At 70.2% G+C, this 14,006-nt stretch carries 12 protein-coding genes; 7 read left to right on the forward strand and 5 right to left on the reverse strand.

All coding sequences use genetic code 11. From position 1 onward, the window contains the following. Positions 1-37: 37 nt before the first annotated feature. From ACFY2Q_RS06715 to ACFY2Q_RS06730, 4 genes are all read left to right on the forward strand, one after another. Positions 38-826 carry an aldo/keto reductase gene (locus tag ACFY2Q_RS06715; RefSeq protein ID WP_387128184.1) on the forward strand — a complete coding sequence of 263 codons (789 nt, stop codon included), beginning with the start codon at positions 38-40 and terminating at the stop codon, positions 824-826. Between the two features lie 125 nt (positions 827-951). Beyond that, positions 952-1,104 (forward strand): hypothetical protein, encoded by a 153-nt coding sequence (locus tag ACFY2Q_RS06720; protein WP_387128185.1) that lies wholly within the window; start codon positions 952-954, stop codon positions 1,102-1,104. After that, on the forward strand, positions 1,104-2,066 hold the full coding sequence (locus tag ACFY2Q_RS06725; protein ID WP_387128186.1) for an N-acetylmuramoyl-L-alanine amidase: 963 nt from the start codon (positions 1,104-1,106) through the stop codon (positions 2,064-2,066). Before ACFY2Q_RS06720 ends, ACFY2Q_RS06725 begins: the two co-directional genes overlap by 1 nt. 85 nt (positions 2,067-2,151) lie before the next feature. Further along, positions 2,152-2,742 carry a hypothetical protein gene (locus ACFY2Q_RS06730; RefSeq protein WP_387128187.1) on the forward strand — a complete coding sequence of 197 codons (591 nt, stop codon included), beginning with the start codon at positions 2,152-2,154 and terminating at the stop codon, positions 2,740-2,742. 169 nt (positions 2,743-2,911) lie between these two features. Here ACFY2Q_RS06730 and ACFY2Q_RS06735 read toward each other — a convergent pair whose 3' ends face one another. After that, on the reverse strand, positions 2,912-3,778 hold the full coding sequence (locus ACFY2Q_RS06735; RefSeq protein ID WP_387128188.1) for an aldo/keto reductase family oxidoreductase: 867 nt from the start codon (positions 3,776-3,778) through the stop codon (positions 2,912-2,914). Positions 3,779-3,914: 136 nt separating this feature from the next. Here ACFY2Q_RS06735 and ACFY2Q_RS06740 point away from each other — a divergent pair, with 136 nt between their 5' ends. Continuing rightward, positions 3,915-4,388, forward strand: coding sequence for a winged helix-turn-helix transcriptional regulator (locus ACFY2Q_RS06740; RefSeq protein WP_387128189.1), 474 nt, complete (start codon positions 3,915-3,917; stop codon positions 4,386-4,388). Positions 4,389-4,477: 89 nt separating this feature from the next. On the opposite strand, the gene ACFY2Q_RS06745 is transcribed toward ACFY2Q_RS06740, so the two are convergent. Then, complete coding sequence (locus tag ACFY2Q_RS06745; RefSeq protein WP_387128190.1) at positions 4,478-5,602, reverse strand: cellulose binding domain-containing protein; 1,125 nt, start codon at positions 5,600-5,602, stop codon at positions 4,478-4,480. A 301-nt stretch (positions 5,603-5,903) separates the two neighbouring features. Between ACFY2Q_RS06745 and ACFY2Q_RS06750 the strand changes: the two genes are divergently transcribed. Both ACFY2Q_RS06750 and ctaD read left to right on the forward strand, forming a co-directional pair. Then, complete coding sequence (locus ACFY2Q_RS06750; RefSeq protein ID WP_387128191.1) at positions 5,904-7,016, forward strand: FAD-dependent monooxygenase; 1,113 nt, start codon at positions 5,904-5,906, stop codon at positions 7,014-7,016. Positions 7,017-7,144: 128 nt separating this feature from the next. Further along, positions 7,145-8,905: a cytochrome c oxidase subunit I gene (gene ctaD / locus ACFY2Q_RS06755; RefSeq protein WP_387128192.1), complete on the forward strand. Its 1,761-nt coding sequence runs from the start codon at positions 7,145-7,147 to the stop codon at positions 8,903-8,905. Between the two features lie 377 nt (positions 8,906-9,282). On the opposite strand, the gene ACFY2Q_RS06760 is transcribed toward ctaD, so the two are convergent. The 3 genes from ACFY2Q_RS06760 to ACFY2Q_RS06770 are packed head-to-tail and all read right to left on the reverse strand — an operon-like array spanning position 9,283 to position 13,896. Beyond that, positions 9,283-9,864, reverse strand: a complete 582-nt coding sequence (locus ACFY2Q_RS06760; RefSeq protein WP_387128193.1) for an isochorismatase family protein — start codon at positions 9,862-9,864, stop codon at positions 9,283-9,285. A 50-nt stretch (positions 9,865-9,914) separates the two neighbouring features. Continuing rightward, positions 9,915-11,201 carry a nicotinate phosphoribosyltransferase gene (locus tag ACFY2Q_RS06765; protein WP_387128194.1) on the reverse strand — a complete coding sequence of 429 codons (1,287 nt, stop codon included), beginning with the start codon at positions 11,199-11,201 and terminating at the stop codon, positions 9,915-9,917. A gap of 16 nt (positions 11,202-11,217) precedes the next feature. Further along, entirely contained in the window at positions 11,218-13,896 is a 2,679-nt protein-coding gene (locus ACFY2Q_RS06770; RefSeq protein WP_387128195.1) for a LuxR C-terminal-related transcriptional regulator, read from the reverse strand. Positions 13,897-14,006 lie beyond the last annotated feature (110 nt).

A 14,006-nucleotide genomic window follows, 5' to 3' on the forward strand; every position in this document is an offset into this window, starting at 1 on the left:
TCGGCGGCTGGGGCCGCGGCGGGGTAGAACGGTCCTCATGGACCACATCGACCAGCCCACCGCCCTGCTCCCCGGTGACGTGCGGATGCCCCTGCTCGGCTTCGGCACCTGGCAGGCCACCGGCACAGAGGGTTACGAAGCCGTGCTGGCCGCGCTCGACACCGGCTACCGGCATCTCGACACGGCCACCATGTACGGCAACGAGCAGGAGGTCGGCCGGGCGGTCCGGGAGAGCGGGCTGCGCCGGGAGGACATCTTCATCACCACAAAGCTCCCGCCGGACCGGGTGGGCCGGGAGCGGGAGACGCTGGAGGCAAGCCTGGAGGCGCTCGGCGTCGACCAGGTGGACCTCTGGCTGATCCACTGGCCGCCGTCGTCGCCGGCGGCCAGCATCCCGATGTGGCGGGAGTTGCTTGCCGCCCGGGACGAGAACCTGACCCGGGCGGTCGGGGTGAGCAATTACAGCACCGGGCAGATCGACGAGCTGATCCAGTCGACCGAGGAGAATCCGGCGGTCAACCAGATCCGCTGGGGTCCGATGCTGTACGACAGGCAGCGGCACGCCGAGCACCGGGACCGGGGTGTGGTGCTGGAGGGCTACAGCCCGTTCAAGACCACCGATCTCAGCGACCCGGTGTTGACCCGGATCGCCGCCGCGCACGACGTCTCGCCGGCACAGGTGGTGCTGCGCTGGCATGTCGACCACGAGATCGTGGTGATCCCGAAGTCGGTGACGCCCGAGCGGATCAGCGCCAACTTCGACGTCTTTCACTTCTCACTGACGGCGGAGGAGATGCGCGACATCGACGCGCTCGGCGGCGCCTGACACGGCGGATTCCTTCAGTCGGCGGATGGTGATTGAAGGGTATCGACATAGACGTTCGTGACGGTATAGCGTGCCGTCATCGCGTTCGTCGATGCGTCCGAACCCGCCGTCGCTGGAGGATCGCCATGGCCCGAACACCATCCATCCGTCTGCGCCGCCGCGGGGTGCTCGGCATCCCCGCCCTGGTGGCCGCCGCCCTGACAGTCGTCGCCCGGCCCACCCCGGCGAGCGCCGCACCGAAGGCCGAGTGCCTTGCCGACCTGCTCGGTGACTCCTGATGGCCACCGTTGGGTGGCTCGTGGACGTGCTGCGTGCCGCAGGGGTCCAGGTCGTCGTCGAGGGGGACTGGCTCAACCGCATGCGGCCGGGCTCCTTCGACCCCATCGGGGTGCTCTGGCACCACACCGCCTCGACCTCCAGCGCCAGCAACCCGCACCCGGCCCTCGGCATCTGCATCAACGGCCGATCCGACCTGCCCGGCCCGCTCTGCCAGGCGTTGGTCGACTACAACGGCGTCTTCCACGTCATCTCGGCCGGCCGGTGCAACCACGCAGGGGTCAGCGGCGGCAGCGGGCCGATCCCCGCCGGTGACGGCAACACCCTCATGATCGGCTGGGAGATCGACTACAACGGTGTCAATCAGGAGATGACCGCCGCGCAGTACAACGCGTCGATCGCCGCCACCGCCGCCGTGCTCAAACGGCTGGGCCGCGACAGCAGCTACGCCCGCGGTCACCGGGAAACCAGCACCACCGGCAAGATCGACCCGTCCTTCATCGACCTCAACGTCATGCGGGCCGACGTGGCGGCGAAGATGGCCGGCGGCACCGCCTGGTCGTCGATCGCCGACAACGCCACCGCCGGCCGGTTCACCGCAAGTGCCAACTGGGGTGTGTCGACGTACTCCTCGCAGCGGTACGGCGCCGACTACCGGTACGCCGACCCCGTCGCGTCAAGCGACGTCGCGTGGTACCGGTTCAACGTCCCGGCCACCGCCAGCTACCGGGTCGATGCGTGGTGGCCGGCGAACTCCGGCTACAACAGCGCCACCCCGTACATCGTCGCCACCAGCAGCGGCAACCGGACGGTCACCGTCGACCAGCGGGCCACCGGCGGCCAGTGGCGTGTCCTCGGCACGTTCACGCTTCCGGCCGGCGACGCCAACCGGGTCGGCGTGAGTCGGTGGAGCAGCGCCGCCGGTCTGGTCATCGCCGACGCCGTCCGGCTCACACGGGTCTGATCGCGTTGCGCCGTCCGACCCGATCGGGCGGCGCAACGCGACGCATACATTTAAGATCACTGTTCCCTGTGAACGAAGGAGCATTGTGATCCGCTTCCGCGACATCCTGGCCGTCGGCGTCGTCACCGCCGCCACGGTCGCGCTGGCCGCCAGTCCGGCGCAGGCCGACAGCGTCAGCCGGTCCGCCCATGCCCACTTCGACGGCGACGGCAGCATGTTCGTCGACGTGACGCGGCCAGCGGTCGGTGCCACAGTGGTGGACGTCGAATGGCAGAAGAGTGTCTGTGGCACCACCGACGGCGTGTACGCCTGTGACACCGTCTCCCGTCGGGCGCAGGACGTGCCGGTCACCCGCTTCTCGTTCTCGTTGACCGGCGCCAAGCTCACCGCGACGGTGCCGTACCAGGAGCTTCAGCGGCGCTGCGAGATGATCGACGGGGACGAGATCTGCGGCGCCTGGCAGGAGAGCGCGGGCACGACCACCCTCAAGGTCACCTGGGTGGCACTCGACGAGCCGCTCCGGCGCGAGCGGTGGAAGAGCGAGGACGGCACGGTCCACATCACCACGTCGGCGTGGACAACCGTCTCGGGCAGCGGCTTCGGCAGCACGTACGACGATCCGGCGAGCAGCTTCGGCCAGCTGTCCCGGACGCGGTCCATTCCGCCAGCCGCCTGAGCGAGCCTCGAACTGGGGGGGCGTGACCTGACGGTCACGCCCCCCAGCCTTGGTGATACCGCTCAGGAGCGCGAGCAGAAGCTGGTCGGGGACGAGCACGACCCGTTCAGGGCCCCCTGATATCCGAAGCCGGCCGTGCCGCCGGGTGCGATCGACCCGCCGACCCTCGTCAGCTGCCGATCTTGTCCAGTTCGGCAAGATCCTCCTCGGAGAGCGTGAGCGCCGCGCCCGCGACGTTCTCACGCAGGTGCGCGGTCGACGACGTACCCGGGATGAGCAGGATGTTCGGCGAGCGTTGCAGCAGCCAGGCCAGGGCGACGGACATCGGCGTCGCGGCCAACCGGGTGGCCACGGACTCCAGCGCGGAGGACTGCAGTGGGCTGAAGCCGCCGAGAGGGAAGTAGGGCACGTAGGCGATGCCCTGCTCGGCGAGTACGTCGATCAGCTTGTCGTCGTTGCGGTGCGCGAGGTTGTACATGTTCTGCACGCAGACGATCGGCGCGATGGCCTGTGCCTCGGCGACCTGCTCCGCGGTCGCTGTGCTCACACCGAGGTGCCGGATCAGGCCCTGCTGTTGGAGTTCGACGAGCGTCTCGTACGGCTCGGCGAGCGAGCCGGGCTGGGGTCCCGCAGCGTTGCCGAGCCGGAGGTTGACCAGGTCGAGCACCTCGACTCCGAGGTGTTCCAGGTTTTCGTGCACGGCCCGGCGTAGGTCGTCGGGCTTCCGGGCCGGCGGCCAGCCGCCCTGCGCGTCGCGGGTCGCGCCGACCTTGGTCACGATGTGCAGCGAGTCGGGGTAGGGGTGCAGCGCCTCGCGGATCAGGTGGTTGGTGATGTGTGGGCCGTAGGCGTCGCTGGTGTCGATGTGGGTGATGCCGAGATCGACGACCTCCTTGAGCACGGCGAGTGCGCCGTCGTGGTCGGCGGGCGGCCCCATGACTCCGGGGCCGGCGAGCTGCATGGCGCCGTAGCCGAACCGGGTGACGGTCAGGTCGCCCAGCGTCCAGGTGCCGCCGGGAAGGGAGGTGGGAAGCATTGCGTACCTCAGGTTTCGTCGTGGTCCAGGCGCCGCTCGCGCCTGGCGGTTCCTCCTCCACGATGGGGGTGTAACTTCCTGATGGGAAGTAGGCACCTAAAAGTGCGTAAGGCACCCACGGTCACAGGAGCGGTCGATGGCAACGATGACGGCGGCGCAGAAGAGAGCCCAGGCCAGAGCGGAATATGACGCATTCCTGGCGGAATGCCCCAGCCGCCAGCTGCTGGACCGACTCTCCGACAAGTGGGTCGCGTTGATCCTGGCCGCGCTGGGCAACGACGGCTCGCACCGGTTCGGTGCTGACTGCGCCGGCGAGCCCCGGGCGTTGCGCTACTCGGAACTGTCCCGCCTGCTGGCCGGCGTCAGTCAAAAGATGCTCACTCAGACGCTGCGCGCCCTGGAACGGGACGGTCTGATCACCCGCACCGCGACGCCGACCGTGCCCGTCACGGTCTCCTACGAGCTGACCGAGCTGGGCCGCTCACTGCACCAGACGATGCGCGGCCTCAAGATCTGGGCCCAGGCGCACATGGACGACGTGTTCGCCAACCGCGAGACGTACGACACCCGCGCCAGCGGAGAGCGCACGCCGAGGGCTACGGGGGCGTGAGCGGGTGCGAGACGGCCCCGCCAAGCTGTGCTTGGCGGGGCCGATAGTTGAACAACTCTCTGGGCGTCACCGGTCACGCCCGGTCGTGTTCAGGCGCGCGAGCAGGTGGCCCCGTTGAGCGAGAAGCTGGTCGGGGACGAGTACGACCCGTTCAGGGTCCCCTGGTAGCCGAAGCTCGCCGTGCCACCGGGGGCGATCGACCCGTTGTGGCCGACGTTGCGGGCGGTCACCGCGGAGCCGCTCTGGTTGACAGTGGCGTTCCACGCGTTGGTGACCGTCTGCCCGCTGGGCAGCGTGTAGTTGAGCGTCCAGCCGTTTATCGCGCTGGACCCGGTGTTGGTGATCTGCACGTCGGCGGTGAAGCCGTTGTTCCACGAGTTCGGCGTGTACTTCACCGCGCACCCCGAACCACCACCCGGCGGAGGAGTCGACGGGGGCGGGTTGGTGGGGTTGCCGCCGCCGTTGACGGTGGCGGAGAACGAGTTCACCGCGAGGCCGACACCGCCCTGCCAGGGCTCGAAGCCGGCCTGGATGCTCGTCAGGTACCAGGAGTTGGTGATCGCGCCGCGGTTGCGGGTGTCGTTGATGAAGTCCAGCACGCTGAAGTTCAGGCTGGAGATCGCCGACTGCGCGACGTAGGAGATGACGTTGTTGGAGCCGTTGCTGCCCCGCCAGACCTCCCAGGTGCGGCCGGCCAGGTTTGTGGTGCCGACCACCGAGCCGATGGGTTGGATCGGGCCCTGCCGGTTGAGCCAGATCATGATCTCCATCTGGTTCACGCCGTCCCGCTTCGGCGACGGGTCCAGCCAGATGTCGTACGACGCGTTGTAGGTGGCGCCGCTGACGTAGCGGTAGGAGATGCTGCTGGTGGCGCTGCTGATCTGGCTCACCTGGATCGGCAGGTTCGTGCCGGGGGAGCAGTTGGTGTAGTGACAACCGAAGAACACCGAGGGGTACGCAGTGGGCGCGCCGTTGGTGGGGCTGCTGCCGTTCAGGGTGGTGATCTCGAAGCCGGTGCTTGTCACATTGATGCACTGCTGGGCAGTGGTGCCCCAGCGGTTGTTCTGCACCACGTACCGACCCTGGATGGTGGTGGAGCCGTACTGCTCGCAGATCTGGGTGTCGGCCGAGGCGGTGCCGCCGAGGGCCACGGCGACCAGCGAGCTGGTGAGTAGCAGCCCAGCGGCTGCCAGGGCTCGAAGTTGACGTTTCATGACGCTCCTTGACTCGGCGCGTGCCGGGCGCCGGATGTGGTGGGGCGGTGCGGGAGCGCTCCCACGCTCAATGACACATTTACATGCCTGAAATTCCTGCGCAACCGCATGCACCAAACTGGTGAATAGTGAGGATTGCCACCCAGCCGCCGGACGGCTGCCACCGGACGGCCAGCTGAGCGACCCGAGCCGCCGACGAGCGCCGCCGAGCCGGCCGATTGGGGCCTGGCGTGCGCCAATAGCGCCGAGTAGCGTGTTGCCTCCAACGCGTGCCGTAACCCCTCCGGAGGCGTACACCACCATGGGTGGCTCCCCCCTGCGCATCCTCGTCGTCGGCGCGGGCATCGCCGGCCTGGCCGTAGCCCGGGCGCTACGCCTGGCGGGCTTCCGGCCCGACGTCACCGACAAGCTGCCGCCGGGTGAGTCCACCGCGACCGGGCTCTACCTGCCCGGCAACGCCGCCCGAGCGCTGCACCAACTCGACCTGCACGACCCGGTCCGTCCACTAGGGCAGGTCATCCACCGGCAACGCTTCTTCGACGCGACAGGCGCGCCGCTGTGTGAGGTGGATCTCGACACCCTCTGGGCCGGCGTCGGCGAATGCCGGGCGCTGCCCCGGGCGGACCTGCACCAGGTGCTGCTCAGCGGCGCCGGCGGCGCCGTCCGCCACGGCGCCGAGGTCCGCAACCTGGACCTGCTCCCGCGCGCCGTCGGGGTCACCTTCACCGACGGCACCACCAGCGAGTACGACCTGGTCATCGGCGCCGACGGGCCACGTTCCTCGGTCCGCTCGCTGGCCGCGCTCGGCGGACCGCCCCGCCCCGTCGGGCAGGTCGTCTACCGGGCCGTGTTGCGCGACGGCCCACCCGTGACCGAATGGACCGCACTGCTCGGGCAGCGCTCCGGTCTGCTGTTGGTGCCGATCGGCGGGGGCCGACTGCACTGTTACGCAGACGAGGCCGGCACCGAGCCGCCCGCCGACCCGCTGGCCCGGCTCCGCGAACTCTTCGGCGACTATCGCGGCCCCGTGCCCGAGGTGCTGGAGATGCTGGAGCAGGGCCAGGTCCACGTCGGGCTCACCGACGAGGTGGAGCTGGGTCGCTGGTACCGGGGCCGGGTGCTGCTCGTCGGCGACGCCGCCCACGCCACCGCGCCGACCCTGTCGCAGGGTGCCGCCATGGCGCTTGAGGACGCAGTGGTGCTGGCCGAGTCGCTGGGTGCCGCAGCAAGCGTCGATGCGGCGCTCGTGGCGTACGAGAGTCGTCGTCGCCCGCGTACCCGATGGGTGGCCGACCGGACCCGGGACCGCAACCGCACCAGGGACGTGCCGCCGGCGCTACGCGACCCGCTGCTGCGCGGACGCGGCGGTCGGATCTTCGGGGAGCACTACCGGCTACTGGTCGGCCCGCTGTAGGCCCGTAGTAGATCGTGTCACGCCACCCCACGCGGCGCTGCGACCTGCCGGGGACTATCCTCCCTACGGATGACGGCCCGCAGATAACCAGCGTGTGCCGAGCGACAACCGAGAACCGGAGGCCACTCGTGACCACCGTCGCACCCAAGCCGGTCGTGACCCGGCCCTGGCCGGTCCGAGAGCCGGTCAAGGGGTCGGCCATCGCCCGGCTGCTGCGGACCACGGACGCGAAGCAAATCGGGATCATGTACATGGTCACCGCGTTCGCGTTTTTCATGATCGGCGGCCTGATGGCCCTGATCATGCGGGCTGAGCTGGCTCGACCCGGGCTGCAGTTCCTGTCGCCCGAGCAGTACAACCAGCTCTTCACGATGCACGGCACGATCATGCTGCTGTTCTTCGCGACACCGATCGTGTTCGCCTTCGCGAACTACATCGTGCCGATCCAGATCGGCGCGCCCGACGTTTCCTTCCCCCGCCTGAACAGCTTCGCCTACTGGCTGTACCTGTTCGGCGGCACGATGGCGACCGCCGGCTTCATCACCCCTGGTGGTGCCGCCGACTTCGGCTGGTTCGCGTACGCGCCGCTGAGCAGCGTCGAGCACTCGCCAGGCGTCGGTGCCAACATGTGGGTCATGGGTCTGGCCATCTCCGGCCTGGGCACCATCCTCGGCGCGGTGAACATGATCACCACGATCCTCACCCTGCGTGCGCCCGGCATGACCATGTTCCGGATGCCGATCTTCACGTGGAACATCCTGGTCACCAGCCTCCTGGTGATCCTGGTCTTCCCGCTGCTGGCCGCCGCGCTCTTCGCGCTCGCCGCGGACCGCATCCTCGGCGCCCACGTGTACGACCCGGCGACCGGTGGGCCGATGCTCTGGCAGCATCTGTTCTGGTTCTTCGGCCACCCCGAGGTGTACATCGTCGCGCTGCCGTTCTTCGGCATCATCAGCGAGGTCATCCCGGTCTTCTCCCGCAAGCCGATCTTCGGCTACAAGGGTCTGGTCGCCGCGACCATCGCGATCGCCGCGCTCTCCATGAGCGTCTGGGCGCACCACATGTTCGCCACCGGTCAGGTGCTGCTGCCGTTCTTCAGCTTCCTGAGCTACCTGATCGCCGTGCCGACCGGTATGAAGTTCTTCAACTGGATCGGCACCATGTGGCGGGGCCAGATCAGCTTCGAGACGCCCATGCTCTGGGCGGTCGGCTTCCTCGTCACGTTCCTCTTCGGTGGTCTGACCGGTGTGCTGCTGGCCAGCCCGCCGCTGGACTTCCACGTGTCGGACTCCTACTTCGTGGTGGCCCACTTCCACTACGTGCTCTTCGGCACCATCGTGTTCGCGGTCTTCGCCGGCATCTACTTCTGGTTCCCGAAGATGTTCGGCCGGATGCTCGACGAGCGCCTGGGCAAGGTGCACTTCTGGCTCACCATGATCGGCTTCCACACCACCTTCCTGGTGCAGCACTGGCTCGGCAACGAGGGCATGCCCCGCCGGTACGCCGACTACCTGCCCAGCGACGGCTTCACCACGCTGAACATGATCTCGACGGTCGGCGCGTTCATCACAGGTATCTCCACGCTGCCGTTCATCTACAACTGCTGGAAGTCGTACAAGACCGGTCCGGTCGTCGAGGTGAACGACCCCTGGGGTCACGGCAACTCGCTGGAGTGGGCGACGAGCAGCCCGCCCCCGCTGCGCAACTTCGACCGGATGCCTCGGATCCGCTCCGAGCGGCCGGCGTTCGACGCGAAGTTCCCGGAGCTGGCCGCCGGCGGCCAGAGCCTGGCCGGCCCGCCGGAGGGTGGCTCCAAGCCGCTCACCAGCGAGTCGGACGGCGGTGCCAGCTACCGCGAGGACACCGCCAGCGACGTCGACCGCAAGTGACGTCCAGCACCACCGGGCCAAGCTGACGACATCAGCTTCGACCGAGCCGTACGACGGGCGCCGCCCCCTGGGATCACCGGGAGCGGCGCCCGTCGCCATGTCCGGCCACCATCAGGCCCGGCGTCTGCGGGTCGTTGGCCGGCTGCGGTGTCCACGGGCGGTGTCTGCGGGCGGGGCCGGCCGGCGGAGGGTCGGAGATGGTCCTGTGAGCGTGATTCCGCTGTGGCATCTTGATGCCACAGCGGAATCACGCTCACCGGAGTAGGTGCCCCGGGTCGCTCCTGGCGCCGGCGGGCTGCGCCTTCGCTTTCGCGGGGCGAGCTGCGCTCACTTCGGGGTGTGCTCGGCTCGTCTTGGCGGGCGGGCCGATTACCGCGTCATGCGGCCCTGACCACAGGCGTGCCGTGCAGGGTCACTCCGGCGCCATCCATTGCCCGCAGCGCCACGTCGGTGGTCGCCGGAGCGACCGCGGCGGTCAGCTCCAGCAGCACTGTGGTGGCGAAGCCCTCCCGGGCGGCGTCCAGCGCGGTGGCCCGGACGCAGTGGTCGGTGGCGATCCCGACCACGTCGACCCGGTCCACGTCGTGCCGCCGCAGCCAGTCGGCAAGGCACTCGCCGTCGTCGGCGTGCCCCTCGAATCCGGAGTACGCGGCCGCGTGCTCGCCCTTATGGAAGATCGCCTCGACCCGCTCGGTCGCCAGATCGGGGTGGAACTCCGACCCGCTGGTGCCGACCACACAGTGCCGGGGCCAGGACTCCACGAAATCCGGCGGATCGCCGAAGTGCGCGCCCGGATCGACGTGGTAGTCCTTCGTGGCGACCACGTGGTCCCATCGGTCCGGCTCGCTGGCGAGCAGCCGGGAGATGCCGGCGGCCACCCCGGCGCCCCCGGCGACGGCAAGTGAGCCGCCCTCACAGAAGTCGTTCTGCACGTCCACGATGATCAGCGCGTTGGCCATCGGGCTTCCTCTCATCTTGCTCAAGTCAGCGGCAGCGGTCCTGGACGAACTCAGGTGGCGGGGAGGACGGTGACCGGCACGGCCGGGTCGCCGGCCGACAGCTTCAGCCCCTCCCACGGGATGGAGATGAGACATTCCCGCAGGTGTGCCCGCGACTCGTCGAGGGTGGGCAGGGCCACCGGCTCGCCGTCGACCACGTACGACCGCTGGAGCATCCGGTCGTTGGCCTGCCGATCCGGCACACCCTGCGGGACGATGACCTCCTCGGTGGCGGTGCCGGTCGGCTTGTGCCGGCGGACCGCGACCTTCCGGCCGCCGATTGTCGCCTTGTGCTCGGAGCGCTTGACCACGGGCCGGCCCTCGACCTCGACGAGCTTGTAGACCAGCCCGGCGGTCGGCGCCCCGGAGCCGGTGACCACCGCGGTGCCCGCGCCGTACATGTCGACAGGCTCGGCGGCCAGCGCGGCGATGGCGTACTCGTCCAGGTCACCCGAAACGATGATCTTAGTTTCGGTGGCGCCCAACGAGTCGAGCAGCTCACGGGACTGCTGGGCGATCACCGCCAGGTCACCCGAGTCGATCCGTACCGCCCGCAGGTCCGGCCCGGCCACCGCGATGGCGTTGCGGATGCCCTGGCTGATGTCGTACGTGTCGACGAGCAGCGTGGTGTCCTTGCCCAGCGTGGCCACCTGCGAGGCGAACGCCGCCCGCTCGTCGTCGTGAAGCAGGGTGAACGCGTGCGCCGCCGTGCCGGCCGTGGGGATGCCGTAGCGCGCACCGGCGGCGAGGTTGGAGGTGAACCGGAACCCGGCCAGGTACGCGGCCCGCGCCGCGGCCACCGCCGCCTCCTCGTGTGCCCGACGCGACCCCATCTCGATAAGTGCCCGGCCCCGGGCCGCGGTGACCATCCGGGCCGCCGCTGCCGCCACCGCACAGTCGTGGTTGAGCACGGAGAGCGCCACCGTCTCCAGCACCACACACTCGGCGAAGCCGCCGGAGACGGTGAGGATCGGCGAGCCGGGGAAGAACAACTCACCCTCGGCATACCCGTCGATGTCGCCGGTGAAGCGGTAGTCGGTGAGCCAGGCCGCCGCCGCGTCGTCGACCACGCCGGTCCGGCGCAGGAAGTCGACCTCGGCCGGCTCGAATCGGAAGTCGCGGATCAGCTCGATCAGCCGGGCGGTGCCGGCGACGACGCCGTACCGACGGCCGGCCGGCAGGCGGCGGCTGAACACCTCGAAGACGCATCGGCGGTCGGCGGTGCCGTCCTTCAGCGCGGCACTGACCATCGTCAGCTCGTAGTGGTCGGTCAACAGCGCGGGGCGGAGGTTGCTCACCGCCCCAGCCTAAGGTTCAGTCCGCGTCGCCGCCCTCGTGGCCCGGGATCGACCGCAGCGCGGCCCACAACTCGGCACGGCCGGTCACGCCGAGCTTGGTGTAGATCCGCTGAAGGTGGTTCTCCACGGTGCGTGCGGAGAGGTAGAGGCGCTCGGCGATGGCCTTGCTGGCCGCGCCGTGCGCGGCGAGGCGGGCCACCTGCCACTCGCGTTCGGTGAGCACCGGCGCCCCGGCGCGCAACGCCGGTGTGCGGACCAGGTCACAGCGGCCGAGCAGCCCGGCCAGCCGCTCCCGGGCCTCGCCGGCCGCCACCGAATGCTGCTGGCGCAGCAGGTGCAGGGCCTGAGCGGTGGCCTCGGCGGCGTACACGGTCAGCTCCAGCGCGGCATAGTCGTCGGCGGCCGCGAGCAGGCCCGTGGCGGAGTTGGTCACCGCGGCCCGGGCATGCCGGGCCAGCAGTGGCGGAAGCACCCCGTCCACCCGCTCGGAGAGCTCCGCGAGGCGCTGCGCCACTGTGCGCCGGCTGCCGTCGGAGCAGGTGGGCCCGGTCGGCGCGCCGGCCTGGTCCAGCCGGACCAGGTCGTGCAGGACGTGCACCTCGTGCCCGGCGAAACCGTCCGCCCGCAGCCTCTCGGCCAGGTCGCTGAACTGCTTGATCGCGCCCGGTAGGTCACCCGACGCGGCGAGCGCCGCGCCTCGGGCCTGCTCCAGCCACGGGTAGAGCACCGCCATGCCCGGTGCGTGGGTGCGGTCGGCCTCGGCCATCGCCTCGGCGGCCTGCGCCGCGTCTCCGCGCAGCGCCGCCGCCTGGGCCCGTTCGGCCTGGGCCAGGCCGGCGTAGACCCGGCTGGTCGCCAGCACCGCGCAGGCGCCCAGCGAGGTACGCATCGCCGCGTCGCTCTGCCCGCGCAGCCGCGCCGCGTACGCCTGGAGGATGGCCAGGTAGCCGGTGCCGAGCCGGAAGTCGCCGGCGCCCGCGAGGTCGGCGAACTCGTCGGCCACGATCGCGTCGATCCCGACCAGGTCGCCGGTGAGCATCAGCCGGGTGCCCCGGGCCAGCTCCAGGGCCAGTTGCAGGTACGGCATGTCGGTGCGCCAACTGGCCGCCGAGGAGTGCACCTGGGCGATCGCCGCGCCGCTGCGGGACAGCTCGCCCTGCGCGGCCTGGACGTGCGCGATGGTGCTGCGGGCCAGCTCGCGGGCGGCGACACTGGCCGCCGGCCGGTCCAGTACGCGCTGGCTCAGCCGTACGGCGGTCGCCGTGTCGAGCCGGTGCAGGCGCATGATCGCCTCGAAGGCGTGCACACGCGCCCGGTCGGCGGAGTCGCCGAGCTGCTCGACCCGGCTCGCGATCTCCTCCACGGTGGACTCCCGGCTCAGCCCCCAGTAGCTGACCATTCCGCGGACGGTAAGCCACCGGCAGAGCCGGCGCTCGTCGCCGGGTTCGAGGGTCACCGCGTCGAGGACGGTCATCGCCTCGTCCGGCCGGTCGGCGAACATCAGGATGGTGGCGAGCAGCTCCGCCGCGTCCGAACCGCCGTCGGCGTTCAGCGCGGCGCGGGCCAGCCGGGTCGCCAACGGCACGTCGTAGCGGGTGAACGCCTGCACCGCGGCGTCCACCAGCAGGGTGGCGTCCTGTGCGGTGCCCGAGTCGAGTCGCCACACCGCCACCCGCAGCAGGTCGTCGCGGCGCCGCTTGCCGACCCGCTCCAGCAGCTCGGCGAGGAGCGCCTGTAGTCGGCGGGTGCGGCTGACCGGGCAGCGGCGGCGCATCACCTCGCCGTAGAGCGGATGGGCCAGGCGGACGTTCGTCCGCCTGTCGTGCTGCACGACGGTGATCAGACCGCGCTCCTCGGCGGTCTCCACATCGGACGGGTTGGCGGCCTGGTTGAGCAGGTGCAGACCGAGCGGTTCGCCGAAGGCGACAAGCTCCACGACGGTGCGGACGCCGTCGGTGAGTTGCCCGACGCGGGTGTCGATCAGGTCGGTCAGGCTGGGTGCCAGCTCCAGCCGGCCGGTCCACTTCCAGATCCCGTAGGTGCGCTTCAACTCCTCGCTGCCGTTGGCGGCGTGCACCAACTCGCGTAGCAGCAGCGGGTTGCCGGCCGACAGTCGGCCGAGCCGGTCGGCGGAGCCGGCGTCGACAGGGCCGCCCAGGATCGCCGCCAACAGGCCGGCGGTCTCCGACGGTGGCATCGGGGTCAGCTCGACGTGCTCGACCAGGTCGTCGGTCCAGAGTGCGCGGATCGGCAGCGGGATCTGTTCGCCGTCGCGCAGCGTGCCGACGACTGTCGCGTTGTCGGCGCGGGCGACCAGGTGCACAAGTGCTGCCGAGGGCGGGTCGAGCAGGTGCGCGTCGTCGATCGCGAGCACGATCCGGCGGCCGGCGGCCTGCTGTTGCAGAACGCCGAGCGCCCAGCGCAGGATGCCGGCGGGGGAGAGGCCCTGGGGCTGCTCCGCGGGGAGGACCTGCACCAGACCACCGAAGGGCAGCGCGGCAGTGGTGGCGCTGGCCGCGATCGACCAGATCGCATACCTGTCGGTGGGCAGCGCGTTGACACCCTCGCGTAGCAGTCGGCTCTTGCCGATGCCCGCGCTGCCGCTGAAGAGGAGCCCGCGGCCGGCCTCGCCGGTCACCGCCGCCAGCAGGCGGTTGAGTTCGTCGGTCCGGCCGACGAACTTCCATCGACTCATCCGCGCAGCATATCCATCGAACTCCGTCTGCGCTCGCACCGTCACGCACCGAAGTTGAGTAGTGGCACAATTACCCATGAGTATCCGAGTGTTCTGCCTGGTCGGCGGGC

This window comes from Micromonospora sp. NPDC000316 (assembly GCF_042898885.1).
Classification (GTDB): Bacteria; Actinomycetota; Actinomycetes; order Mycobacteriales; family Micromonosporaceae; genus Micromonospora.